The 12,635-nt window shown below is 56.3% G+C and carries 10 protein-coding genes; all 10 read right to left on the bottom strand.

Annotated elements, in window-relative coordinates; all coding sequences use genetic code 11:
* Position 1: 1 nt before the first annotated feature.
* The 10 genes from ACTVIM_RS07385 to ACTVIM_RS07340 all read right to left on the bottom strand — a co-directional run bounded on the left by ACTVIM_RS07385 (position 2) and on the right by ACTVIM_RS07340 (position 12,069).
* Positions 2-1,681, bottom strand: coding sequence for a DUF6044 family protein (locus tag ACTVIM_RS07385; protein ID WP_445614116.1), 1,680 nt, complete (start codon positions 1,679-1,681; stop codon positions 2-4).
* A 251-nt stretch (positions 1,682-1,932) separates the two neighbouring features.
* Positions 1,933-2,913, bottom strand: a complete 981-nt coding sequence (locus tag ACTVIM_RS07380; RefSeq protein WP_445614115.1) for a phosphotriesterase family protein — start codon at positions 2,911-2,913, stop codon at positions 1,933-1,935.
* A complete protein-coding gene (locus ACTVIM_RS07375) occupies positions 2,913-4,595 on the bottom strand; it encodes a long-chain fatty acid--CoA ligase (RefSeq protein ID WP_445614114.1) in 1,683 nt (560 codons plus the stop codon). Before ACTVIM_RS07375 ends, ACTVIM_RS07380 begins: the two co-directional genes overlap by 1 nt.
* A 455-nt stretch (positions 4,596-5,050) precedes the next feature.
* On the bottom strand, positions 5,051-6,019 hold the full coding sequence (locus ACTVIM_RS07370; RefSeq protein ID WP_445614326.1) for a YbgA family protein: 969 nt from the start codon (positions 6,017-6,019) through the stop codon (positions 5,051-5,053).
* 103 nt (positions 6,020-6,122) lie between these two features.
* Entirely contained in the window at positions 6,123-6,905 is a 783-nt protein-coding gene (locus tag ACTVIM_RS07365) for a 5-oxoprolinase subunit PxpA (protein WP_033022860.1), read from the bottom strand.
* Entirely contained in the window at positions 6,902-7,873 is a 972-nt protein-coding gene (locus ACTVIM_RS07360) for a 5-oxoprolinase subunit C family protein (protein ID WP_445614112.1), read from the bottom strand. Before ACTVIM_RS07360 ends, ACTVIM_RS07365 begins: the two co-directional genes overlap by 4 nt.
* On the bottom strand, positions 7,870-8,562 hold the full coding sequence (pxpB, locus tag ACTVIM_RS07355; protein ID WP_172706210.1) for a 5-oxoprolinase subunit PxpB: 693 nt from the start codon (positions 8,560-8,562) through the stop codon (positions 7,870-7,872). Before pxpB ends, ACTVIM_RS07360 begins: the two co-directional genes overlap by 4 nt.
* Positions 8,559-9,308 carry an IclR family transcriptional regulator gene (locus ACTVIM_RS07350; RefSeq protein WP_445614111.1) on the bottom strand — a complete coding sequence of 250 codons (750 nt, stop codon included), beginning with the start codon at positions 9,306-9,308 and terminating at the stop codon, positions 8,559-8,561. The genes pxpB and ACTVIM_RS07350 overlap by 4 nt, the downstream gene beginning before the upstream one ends.
* Before the next feature lie 664 nt (positions 9,309-9,972).
* Positions 9,973-10,410 carry a GNAT family N-acetyltransferase gene (locus ACTVIM_RS07345; protein ID WP_033022856.1) on the bottom strand — a complete coding sequence of 146 codons (438 nt, stop codon included), beginning with the start codon at positions 10,408-10,410 and terminating at the stop codon, positions 9,973-9,975.
* 102 nt (positions 10,411-10,512) lie between these two features.
* Positions 10,513-12,069 (bottom strand): NAD(P)H-hydrate dehydratase, encoded by a 1,557-nt coding sequence (locus ACTVIM_RS07340; RefSeq protein WP_445614110.1) that lies wholly within the window; start codon positions 12,067-12,069, stop codon positions 10,513-10,515.
* Positions 12,070-12,635: the final 566 nt, after the last annotated feature.

Genomic DNA, 12,635 nt, shown 5'->3' with positions numbered 1-12,635 from the left:
GTCATCTTCCTCCTTCCCGCACCACTTTGTATAAGTAGATCGTCCAAGCCGATTCATCAGAGCGGAACACCCGTTCAAGCCGAAGGGCGTTTTCCGCTGCGTTTTCCATCGGCAGCGCCGAAAAAATGTAGCGCCCGCCCATCTCGTAAAACGCCTCCGTGTTCAATTCAAGATGGCGGATCGTCCGTTTCGAGTTTTTCATAAACATATAGCGCTTGCCAAGCTCATCGACGAACACGTAGCAGCGCCCGCCCCACTCATCGAAATACTCGCGCAGTTTTTTGTTTTTTTCGAGTTCTTTGGCAATGATGCGGCGGAAGCGGTATTTATATTCCAACGGATAGAAATTGTTGTACGTATCAAGTGTGTAAAAGCCGTTGTATTGCGCGATCGCCGGATGGATGCCAATGCTGGCGACGCGGTATGTATGCACAGGGCGGCCGATATACTCGCGGATGGCCGCAAACTGCTTTTCGGCGTAAAATTCGCGGAACGACGGTTGATTTCGGTAGACGATTTGCTCGTTGTACGAGATGAGCACCACCAGCTGCAAACCGATGGCCGCCGCAGCGACCGCCCGCCACTTTCGTCCTTCCTGCCAAACGATTTTCAGCGCCATCGCAAACAAGACATAAATGACCATCGGGCGCAAGAAATGATAGCGGGCAAAATTGAACTTATCGAGCAAATCAAATCGTTCGGTGAGCGGCAGCCATCCTTTGTAAAACCAAAACGCGTACCACGTAGACAAGGCAACGTTCAGCACGTGCAGCACGACAAACGGCGTTTCCTGCCGCCAACGCTTCCGTTTCCAAACGAAATACAAGGCGATCAACGTCACCGGCAAGATGACGAGCCCATGCACGGTCATCACATGCGTGTGCCCGAGCACGTAGTTTTTGAACGTCAAGCGGATGACGCGCCAAAGCGGCAAACGGGCGTGGAAATACTCGTCACGGCTCGTCGGTTCATCAGAAAACAACAGCGAATGAACGAGCCGGTAATCGACCGCCAAATAAAGCGTTGTCATATAGGCGATCGCCGCCAAAAACCGCCAGTTCCAGCCTTTGCCGCGGATGACGTCCACAAGCCACCAAACACCGAGCGCGCTTAAGAAAAAGAAAAAGCCGAGAACAAAACTGGAATACAGCGGCAAGAACGTCAACACCGCCCAGTTCACCCATGAGCGCTCGCCGTTGCGGATGTTGAAAAACGCCCAAAGCGCAAGCGGCATGCCGAGCGTGCTTAACATGCCCGACGGCCAAAACGGCGTCAAGGCAAACGTCAACGCAGCACCGATGCGAATCCATAGCCAACGCCGGTCTGGCAAGACATGCGTTTTCAACAACAAATCCATGCCGATGAACGCAAAGACGCGAGTGATCGCTTGACTCATTCCGTAGGCATACACGGACGGAAACAACGCATGGAGCCAAACGATGCCGCTGAATTCCGTGCCGAACGCGTTGCGCGGCAGCCCGTTCATGATTTGCGGAATGATCCCATCGACCGGCCCGAACAATTCGCCGCTGCGGGCGAGCACTTTATACCAAGCGATGTTCGAGTCCAAATTGTCGTGAACGCGCAGATGGGCATCTTCACCGAGGACAAAATACGGCGACACGTACAAGGCGATGGCAAGCAGCGAGAAGAACAGGAGTCGCTTTTCAATCGCCGGCACCTTTTCTCCTCCTTTCGCCCGGCTCATGTCTTTCCTTATTTTTCAACATATCAGGAAAATTATTCATGATGATGGAAAAAAACGGGGGTCAAATAAAACCCCGCTGGCGGCTCGGCTAAGCCAAGCGACAGCGGGTTTCGCATTCATCTCTTCAAGGAAATGACGTTAAAGACAGACAACCTGTTTGGCCGACCCGGCACTCGGAACGATGCCGCCGTATGATCGGCCAACTCGTTTTTCTTTCGGCCTTGTTAAGCGGAGAACAAGGCGGCCGGATTGCGGATAAATATTTGCTCCAGCTCCTTGTCGCTGATTCCTTCGTTTTTCAAAACCGGAAGGATGTTTACAAACAAATGCTCGACATGCCAGTTGATCATCATTTCCGCAAACGGCTCCGGCAGCGTGAACGGGCGTCCGAGCCAAAGGTTGACCGTATCATGGGAAAGCATGATCCGATCGGCATATCCGTCACGAAGAAGGGCAAGCAGCGTACGAACCCGTTCGTCATCAGCCGGCGCGCCGACCATCCCTTGAATGCCGAAACGGTCAAAAGCGATATAGACGCCGTAAGCGAGCGTGCGGCGGTGGTAATCGGGGTCGGTGTTGCCGCACATATGGCCGATGACGATTTTTTTCGGATCGGCGCCGTGCTCAAGCAAATAGGCAGCTTGCTCCGGCCCCATCGTTCCTTCTTGCGTGTGAGTGATGATGACCGCGCCCGTTTCTTTTTGCGCGCGGGCGGCAGCGCGGAAAAACAGCTTCTCATACTCGGTGATGCGCCCTTTGCTCGAGGCGAGCTTGATGACACCCGCCTTGATTCCGGTATCAGCAATGCCTTCGGTCAATTCGGCCATAAACATATCATAAATATCGTCCTCAGCGGTCCCGAGCAGCTGACGGAACTTGAAATACGGCGGCGCCCCTTCCCCTTCATAGTAATAGCCGGTGGCGCAAATGATGTTCAGTCCGGTTTCTTCAGCGACGCGCCGCAAAAACGCCGGATTGCGCCCGCAGTCGTTCGGCGTCGGGTCCACGACCGTTTGGACGCCGTGCCGTTTCATTTTCTCGGCCGCTTCGATCGCCACGCGCAGCGCTTCGTCTTCGCGGAATGGGCCGCGCGTCACATCGCCTTGAAACCCCGGATAACCGAAGAGGAAATGCTCATGGATGAGCGTTTTGCCGAGCTGATCCGCCGGCACCGGACCAAGAACCGTCTCGACCGTCTTCGCCATCAGGCGTTCGCCCCTTTCCCCGCTTTTTCATATTCCTCTTCCTGCAATTTTCGCCAAAGCAGCTTGCCGCTTGACGTCATCGGCAGCGACCGACGGAACTCAACGAGGCGCGGATATTTGTACGCCGCCATTTGCGTTTTCGCCCACTCGATGATCTCCTCTTCCGTCACGTTGCCCACATACTCGTCGTGAAGGACGATAAACGCTTTGACCGTTTCGCCGCGGCGCGGATCCGGCACACCGACGACGCACGCCTGCTGGACGGCCGGATGTTTGTAAAGGAGCGATTCAACCTCAGTCGGCCACACTTTATACCCGGAAGCGTTGATCATCCGCTTGACGCGGTCAACGATGAAAAAGTAACCTTCCTCATCCATCCGCCCGATGTCGCCGGTGCGGAAAAACCGCTTGCCATCCAATTCGATGAACGCCTCTTCCGTTTCCTTCTCACGCCGGTAATAACCGCGGAACACTTGCGGGCCATGGACAACGATTTCCCCGATCTCGCCAACGCCGAGCTCTCGGCCGGTCGCCGGGTCGATGATGCGCGCGTCGACATCGAAAGCCGGCACGCCAAGGCATTGCAATTTCGGGCGATCCGGCGGATTGAAATGCGTCTGCGAAATGGTTTCCGTCAACCCGTAACCTTCAAAATAGCGAACGCCGGTAAGTTCGAACAATTTTTCCCCGACCGCTTCCGGAAGCGCCGCCCCGCCGCCGGAAATGCTGGAAAGCGAGGAAATGTCATACCGGTCAAGCGCTGGATTGGCCAAAAAGTCGATCAGCATCGTGCTGATGTTCACCCAATGCGTGCAACGGTACAGCTCGATCAACCGAGCGGCCGCATCCCGATCCCAGCGCGTCATGAGAACGATCGCTGCGCCGGCGAAAATCGGCGTATGCATGCTGTGAACCATGCCGGTAACGTGGAAAAACGGCAGCGTCGCCAGCGCGACCGAGTCGCTCGTCACATCGCCCCAATGGTAAGCGCCGACGATGTTCGCGTTCACCGTCCGGTGCGGGTGGATGCAGCCTTTTGGCACCCCGGTCGTCCCGGACGTGTACGGCAAAACGGCGATGTCATCGACATGGCCGTGGTATGGAAGCGGCGGCAATTGGGCGGCAAGGCAGTCTGTCCACAAACGAATTCGCTCATCGCGCCAACCTCGACGCGGCGCCGCCACTTCCGCCGGCAAGGCGACCGGTGATTCAGCGGACGCATAATCGGAGTACGCCGCGGCGATAACGTGCTCAAGCGGCGTCCGGCCGAAAAGCGGAACGACGTTATCAAGCAGCTCCTGTCCAACAAGACCGACTTTCGTGTCACAATCGTTGACGTAAAAGGACAGCTCTTCTGAGGTGTTCATCGGGTTGATCGGCACGACAATGGCTTCGGCGCGCAAAATGGCGTAGTAGGAGATGATAAATTGCGGAGAATTTTGCATGTACAACAGGACGCGGTCGCCCGGTTTGACGGACAGCGTTTGCTGCAAGTAGCCGGCAAGCGCGTTGACGTCATCAAGCAGCTGTTTGTACGAATACGCAGCGCCGTAATAGTAAAGGGCCGGTCTGTTTGGGTAGCGTTTCACCGTTGTTTCCAGATGGTCCACAAGCGTCGTCTCGGGCACAGCCAGCGTTTTCGACAACCGTTTTGGCCAGTACGGATAATGACGGGTATTCATCTCATCCCTCCTTATTTTTGGCGCGATCGCCGCCAGAACCGCTCTTAGGCCAAAGACAACGATGGTCAACGATGAGGTCCAAACCCATTCTGACCAGTTGGTATGCGGGCGGCTGCTTTTATTGTACACGCTTTCATTTTTATTTTCAATAATATTCAGAATATAAAATAACAAGATCTTCTCTGCGCTTACACGTCCATGCAGAGCCCCCCGCGCAAACGCGGGCGGGCCAGCGACATGCTCTTGATGGATCCAACCTATATGCCGACAGGGGATAGGTGACGCAGGCGACAGCAAACGAGATGCTCTTGGTTGATGAGGTGTTCACTGTGACGCGGTCGACGGGGGGAAAGAGGGAGAGGGATCGCCGGCGGGCCTTCCTTTTGCTGCTCGCCTGTTGCCTAACGCCAAAGGGCGGGATCACCCCTTGGCGTTTTGGCCGATTCATTTTCCCCTTACACCGCATCTCTTCCTTTGCCCGAGTCGCGAACGTCCATCAACGCCGGCGGATACGGAGCAAAATAACGCTGCTGCAACAAATACTCGTTCTCTTCACGAATGGCCCACGACTTTAACACGCTCGTCACGCTGCTGAGCGGAAGTTGGTGCGCCCGATACTGGGCGAGGAGTTCAAGCACGTATTGCTTTTCCTTTGCCGACATTTCTTTTTTGAAATATCCCATCAGATGTTGACAAACATTCACATGCGAGCGCCGCTGCGGCGCGCGGGCAAACAGCGCGTGCAATCCTTGCTCGTACGCGTTTAGCACCTCCTCAATCGGGAGACGTTCACGGTTGGCCACCAAACGGCCAAGCTGCTTTAAGCCGGTCTGGCTGTACGCCATGAACAAGTATTTATGTTCGGAATGAAAGCGCACGAGCGCACGCATTGATCGTTCCGCTTTCACTTCGCGAAACAAGGCGAGCGAGAACAATTTGGTCAAAAAATGTTCGCGAATCGCCGCATTCATCAAACGTCCTTCTTCTTCAACAACCGCATAGGGAAAGTGGCGAACAGCCTGTTCCGCGAACATTCCCATCCCTTTTTCGACCGGCATGGCCCGGTCTCCTTCGTGATAAATTTTCACTTCTTTTATGCCGCAAGTTGGTGAGCGTCCTTTGAAAATGAATCCGTCCACTTCACCGATCGTCTCAAGAAACTCGCGAGCAAACGTCTTCATTTCCTCCGTCCAATCGCGATTGGACGCGGGCTGCACCAACCGTTTTTCCTCGCCGCGCTTGACCAACCGCACCGTCTCCCGCGGAACACCGAGTCCGATGGCTACCTCCGGACATACCGGAATGAAGCGGGCAACATCGGCTAAACGGGCGATCAACGAATGATGAATGATATCCCCGTTATAGCGACAAGCGGAAAAACCTAGACACTCGCTCACCACCACAACAGGAGTGGCATAATACATCAGCACCCCTCCTTTCTCCCGCCATTCTCCCTTTATTGTATCCGAAAAAGCGATCGACTGTCATGAAGGAAGGGAAAATCGCCGCGCCGCCGCTCTCAGCCGCTTACGTTCCTCCCGCTGCTTTGTCTATCGGTGATATGGGGCGAACGGCAATCCCTTCGTTTTGCAATGCCGCATGCAACCGTCGGGCAAACCGGACCGCCTGCTCGTTGTCGCCGTGCACGCAAATGGTGTCAGCGTCGATCGCCACCTCTGTCCCTTGCACGGAACGAACGCGCCGCTCGCGAACGATCATAAGCACTTGCCTGATGGCCTTCTCTTCATCAACAATGACGGCTTCGCGACGGTTTCGCGGCGTGAGCGTGCCATCGGCCTGATACGTGCGGTCGGCGAACGCCTCGCTTGCCGTCCGCAGCCCATGCGCTTGACCAGCGCGGATGAGCTCGCTGCCTGCTAGGCCGTACAAGACAAGCCCCGGATCGACATCCCGCACGGCCTTGGCGACCGCTTTGGCTAAGGCGGCATCGGTTGCCGCCATATTGTACAGCGCTCCGTGCGGCTTGACGTGCGTCATCACGCCGCCTTCCGCCTTGACGAACGCTGATAGCGCGCCAATTTGGTAGACGACGTACGCATACACTTCCTCCGGCGAAACGGCCATCATTCGCCGGCCGAAACCAAGCAAATCGGGGAATCCCGGATGGGCGCCGATGGCGACGCCGTGCCGGATGGCGAGCTGCACCGTTTCCCTCATGACGAGCGGATCACCGGCGTGAAACCCGCAAGCAATGTTGACGGACGTGACATACGACAAAATCTCCTCCTGTCCAAGCCGATACACGCCAAAACGTTCACCGAAATCGCAGTTCAAATCAATCGTTTTCACTGTTCTCTCCTCCATTGGCAGCGAATGGCGGCGATCCATCGGCTGAGCCGCCGCTGTTGTTCGCTATAAAGTCGCAACGCTTCTTCGCGCGCGATCAGCGCAAATTGAATATGATCACCAGGGCGCGCCTGCGCCAATACGGGCAAATCGGCTGCCGCCACTTGGGCGATGCGCGGATAGCCGCCCGTTGTCTGGCTGTCGGCCATCAACACGATCGGCTGACCGGAGGACGGAACTTGCACCGTGCCGAACACAACCGCTTCCGACACCATCTCCCGCTCCCGCTCAAGCGCCAACGCTGGACCGGCAAGCCGGTAGCCAATCCGATCGGACCGCGCCGTCACCTCGTAGCAAGCGGCAAAGAACTGGCGGCGGCTTTCCGGTGTAAACTCGCCATACTCCGGGCCGGGGACGGCGCGCACCGTTTTTGTTTTTCCGCCAATATATCGGCTGGCTGAACGGGCCAGCCCCCAGCGAAGCGGCTTGGCAACGCGGTGCCGGCATGCAGCGCCCGTCGGCAGCACATCCCCCGGCTGGAGCGGGCGGCCTGATAAGCCGCCGAGCCGTGCGGGGACGTATGTCGAGCGGCTGCCCATGACAGGCGGCACAGCGATGCCGCCTGTCACCGCGATATACGCGCGCCACCCCGCCCGGCACACGCCGATCTTTAGGACGTCCCCCGGCCGAACGATTGCCGGTTTCCAAAGCGGAAGCGGCCGTCCATTGAGCATGCACGGGAAATCACCGCCACATACAGCGATGACCGTCTCAACGTGAAAGCGGAGCGTGGGACCGACCATCGTCGCTTCGAGCACCGCCTCATCGCCGGCGTTGCCAACAAGCGCATTGGCGAGACGGTACGCCCAGACGTCCATCACCCCGCCGGGCGGTACGCCGACGTGCCGGTAGCCGCTGCGCCCCCGATCTTGAACAGTCGTAAAAAATCCGCCTTCCAGCACATCAATCATCGTTCTCTCTCCCAACGTGCAAATTCCTCGCGGCCAATCGGCCGAAACTGGACGATGTCACCGGCTGAAAGCAAGCTTGGCTTTTCGCCGTGCGGGTCGAACAGTTTGACCGGTGTCCGGCCGATCAACTGCCAGCCCCCTGGCGTTGCCAGCGGATAGACGCCGGTCTGCGCCCCGGCGATGCCGACCGAACCGGCGGGCACCATGGTGCGCGGCACTCGTCGCCTCGGCGTCGCCAAGCGCGGCGATAATCCTCCCAAATAAGCGAACCCTGGAGAAAAGCCGATCATATAGACGCGGTAACGTCCCCCAGCATGAAGCGCCACCACTTCGTCCTCCGTCATTCCATGAAAGCGGGCGACCTCCGCCAAATCCGGACCCAACTCGCCGCCGTAACAAACCGGGATGACGACCGTCCGCGCCGGAGGGCGAACGACCGGTTCCGATGACTTGAGATGCTCGCGCAGCCAAGCGCATACATCGGCAGCAGAGCCGACGACGAACGGATCGTAGTAAACGGTGAGCGACGAAAACGCCGGGACCATTTCTATAATCCCTTCTTTGCGCGCGCCTTCGAGCCGCGCCGCCACCTCATGAACGACATCGTTGACCCGTTCGTCAATACGGTCGGCAAACCGAATCGTCACCGCGTATTCACATAATGGAACCAACGTATACTCCATCGTCATCCCTGCCCCCGAAACCCAAGCTCGCGCGAAATGGCCATCGCCGCCTGTTTCAACCGCGGAACGATGCGCGCTATATCGTCCGGCGAAAACCGTTGTTCCGGGCCGGCAACGCTCAGTCCGGCGACCGCCGCTCCTTCATGGTTGAAAATCGGCACGGCAACGGCGGCCGAATAGTTTTCGAGCTCGGAATAGCTGACCGTATAGCCGCGGTTTCGGCCTTCCTCCAGCAATCGGCGCAACACTTGCTTGTCCGTCACTGTACATTTCGCCATTTTCACTAACTCGACTTGTTCGACATATCGTTCCCGATCGGCCTCATTCATAAACGCCAGCAAGATGCGCGGGCACGCCCCGGCGTACAGCGGCGCGCGTCGCCCAACCTTCGTGTACACGCGCACCGGTTCAGACGTCTCGACTTTTTCGATATACAGCGCCTCATCACCATCCCGGATGACGAGATTGACCGCTTCTTTCGTTTCTTCTTTCAGCCGCTCCATGACCGGCAATGCCACCCGGCGAAGATCAAGCCGCTCGGCGACGAGCGTTCCAAACGTTAGCAATGACAACCCAAGCTCATAGTAATCGCCTTGTTTTTGCAGAAAACCAAGCGCGACAAGCGACTGCGCCATGCGATACACCGAAGTTTTCGGCATTTGAAGCCGCGCGACCATCTCTGGCAGCGTCAACCGTTCACTCTCAAGAAACAAATCGAGCAGTTCTTTCGTTTTTAAGACCGTTTTATTCATCGTCGCCCCTCTTGTTCCAAATTTCAGAATATGAATTCCAAAATAAGAATTATCTATTTCTTATTATAATGAAAAATAAAATAATTTTCTAGAAGGCCGGTGAAAAACCGCTGTCACACACCAATTGGAGGCATTTTCATTCAGAAAAGAAAGCGGATGCTGCGAGGTTTCTCTCATTGAGAAATGGGTGGAGTTCAGCAGTATTTTGCACGAAATCACCGGCCTCCTAGGAGGGCGGTGAAAAACGGTTGTTTCTTTTGAGCAATGGGGGATCGTTTGAAAGGTGATCCTGATGCGACGAGGCTTTTCGATTTGAGAAACGGGCTTGATCAGCGGCTTGCTCCCTTAAATCACCATCCTTCTAGAAGGCGGATGAAAAAACGTGGTTTCCTTGATCGATCGAACACAGGGGCGGATGCAACAAGGTTTTCCACTTGAGAAACGATGTGGAGAAGCGGTTACGCAAGTCAATCACCAGCCTCCTAAGGAAGCGGTTGTGTTAGCCAATCACCGGGCTCCTAGCACAAAATGAAAAGAGGATGTCCCACAGCGAGCGGGACATCCTCTTTCACCGCTATCGGCAGGCGCTTACCGCTTATGCCGATCTATATCTATTTGGCCTATCTTGAAGGGCGGCGACCTTATCGATCAGCGCCGGCCGGCTTCAAACCGAGAGGCGTTTCAAAAACACATAGCTCACCTTTTGGTATTCCATTTTTTCCTCATAAAACCGATGAGCATCAACCCGCTGCAAGCCCGATGACAGCGAAACAATTCCGTAGCCGTTCGCCTTCGCCCATTCATGCACGTACGACAGTAACGCCTTTCCGTACCCTTTCGACCGCTCGCTTGCAGCAGTGACCAAGTCGCATACCCAAACAAAACGGCCGTTGTAAAGCGTAATCATCGGCATGAACCCGATGACGGCCACCATTTTGCCTTGATCATCATTCAACGCCACCAGCTTATACCCTTCTTTTTCTTGAGCTTCGCGCACAAGCGAAACATACGTTTCTTCATCCAAGTGCGTGCGCAGTTCGCGCATGATGGGAAAAGCGCTTCGTACTTCCTCTTCGGTTTCAAGCCAAACAAACGATGGCATGGTTTTCCTCTCCTTTTTGCTACTGAATTGTAGACGATGTCATTTCCACTTGTCGAGAAAAATCGAAATGCAAGGGACATGGCGCTTTACCGTTTGGCTTCGCTAATGGGGGAACCTTTTCGGGATTGACTTCTCGTTATACGTCAACGAAGCCAGCACAGCCGGCAACGTATCAATCACGTCCGATGCCAGTACATCCCACGGAGAATGGCCGTGTTGGACAAGCCAATCAGCGGCCTTTCCATGCACGAACACCGCATTGCTCACCGCCGGCTGCACCTCCTTATGCTGCAGCAAAAACGCCGCAATGATGCCCGTCAGCACATCGCCGCTGCCGCCCTTTGCCAACGCCGGGTTGCCGGTCGCGTTCACATACTGCGCCCCGTCCGGCGTCGCAACAATCGTATACGGCCCTTTTAAGACGACATAGACTCCGTATTCGATCGCCAATCGCTTCGATACGCCAAAGCGGTCATGCTCCACGTCGCGAACGGAACGATGGACGATGCGCGCCATCTCCCCGGGATGCGGAGTAATGACCGTCGGCGCGCTCCGTCCGCGCACTTGTTCGGCGTAGTCATCCCAAAAAAACAGAGCGTCTGCGTCAAGAACGAGCGGCACTGGCTGGCGCACTAGTTCGCTTACTAAGCGGCGCACGCCGTCTGTCCGACCCATTCCCGGACCGATCGCCATCGCATCGATGTCAAGCCTGTCCCAATCGGCAGCGCCGGCAAATGTGCCATCTTCCGCCGGCCATAGCCGACACATCGCCTCCGGCACGCGGCTCGCCACCACCTCGTACACCGTTTCCGGAACCGCCATCGTCACAAGACCAGCCCCGCCGCGAAGCGCTGCTTTCGCCGCCATCGTCACCGCCCCGCTCATCGCCTTGGATCCGCCGACAATAAGCAGCTTGCCGTGCGTTCCTTTATGCGCGGACCGCGTTCGCTTTGGCATCGTCCGCGCGACATCGCCCTCTTCCCACAAAAACCGGGCAGCCGCCTTCGCCTGCACCGCTGCGGGCGGAATGCCGATATCGACAACAGCGAGCTCTCCGTAATAATCCGCGGCTGGAAACGTATACGCCCCAAGCTTCGGGCATTGGATCGTGAGCGTGACATCGGCGCAAACGGCGATGCTGACGTCGCCGCCGTCCGCCGGCACCCCGCTCGGCACATCGATCGCATATATTGTCGCCGGTGCGCGATTCACTTGTTCAATGATTTCTTTGTACGGCGAGCGCACCGTCCCTTTGACGCCAATGCCAAGGAGCGCGTCAACGATGGCGTCATAATGCGGGAGGCGTGCCGCAAACGCCTGTTCATTGCCCTCATAAGGCAGCCACGAATAGCCGGACCGCTCGTACACCTCAAGCGCTAGGAGCGCCGCCCCTTTCACCTTTTCCCGCGGCGGAATGAGCCAGACATCGGTTTCATAGCCATAACTTTTCAACATGCGCGCGATGACGAACCCATCGCCGCCGTTATTGCCCGTCCCGGCGAGCACCGCGACCCGAGCGGCGCGCGAGATCCGCTCTTTCAACGCCCGAAACAGCGCCTGTCCAGCGTTTTCCATCAACGAATCGCTACGAATGCCAATTTTCTCCTCTACTTCTTGGTCAATGGCGTACATTTCACCAGTCGTCACGATCGGAATCATTGTCCATTCCCCTTTCCATCCGATTGTAACTCTTCCTAAATTACGAACGTTCAAGGTGTAGCCCTTTCCATTCGCCAAGTTTCATCCGAATTTTGCAAGCGAAACAGGAAGAGAACGTTTCCCTTTATCGACGACATTCAATAACGAGCGCCTGAATCGATGAACGTTCGCGCGTCCATTAGCGCTGGGGCCGCTCGGTTGTATGGTTTAGGAGGCTGGTGATTGACTCGTGGATACGGCTTTACCATGTCATTTCTCAATGAGAGAACCCTTGTTGCATCGGTTCTGTTTTTCACTCATTCTCCGATTGATGAAGGGAAACCGCGGTTTTTCACCAACCTTTTCGAAAGATGGTGAATGAACGAACGGAACGGCTCGTTGTATCTCTCGTTCAATGAGGGAAGCCTGTCAAATCTGCTCTCCTTGCCCATCCAGTCGGTGCGAGCAAAACTCTCATTTTCACCAGCCTCCACCGGAGCGGCCGCAACCGCGGCTCGGCTCACCTTCCACAAAGCGGCGCCATCGCCCGTGTATTGGCATGGCCCGCTATCCGGTCCGCAGAAAAA

The organism is Geobacillus sp. YF-1, from assembly GCF_052692335.1.
The sequence above is the reverse complement of the archived record's forward strand: the minus strand, read 5'-3'. Positions and strand labels throughout refer to the sequence as shown.

Bases quoted from the DNA above. Each gene is read 5' to 3' on its own strand.
- ACTVIM_RS07380 (WP_445614115.1), bottom strand. From the start codon at position 2,913: ATGGCGAAGACGGTCGAGACGGTTCTTGGTCCGGTGCCGGCGGATCAG.
- ACTVIM_RS07375 (WP_445614114.1), bottom strand. From the start codon at position 4,595: ATGAATACCCGTCATTATCCGTACTGGCCAAAACGGTTGTCGAAAACG.
- ACTVIM_RS07370 (WP_445614326.1), bottom strand. From the start codon at position 6,019: ATGTATTATGCCACTCCTGTTGTGGTGGTGAGCGAGTGTCTAGGTTTT.
- ACTVIM_RS07360 (WP_445614112.1), bottom strand. From the start codon at position 7,873: ATGATTGATGTGCTGGAAGGCGGATTTTTTACGACTGTTCAAGATCGG.
- pxpB (WP_172706210.1), bottom strand. From the start codon at position 8,562: ATGACGATGGAGTATACGTTGGTTCCATTATGTGAATACGCGGTGACG.
- ACTVIM_RS07350 (WP_445614111.1), bottom strand. From the start codon at position 9,308: ATGAATAAAACGGTCTTAAAAACGAAAGAACTGCTCGATTTGTTTCTT.
- ACTVIM_RS07345 (WP_033022856.1), bottom strand. From the start codon at position 10,410: ATGCCATCGTTTGTTTGGCTTGAAACCGAAGAGGAAGTACGAAGCGCT.
- ACTVIM_RS07340 (WP_445614110.1), bottom strand. From the start codon at position 12,069: ATGATTCCGATCGTGACGACTGGTGAAATGTACGCCATTGACCAAGAA.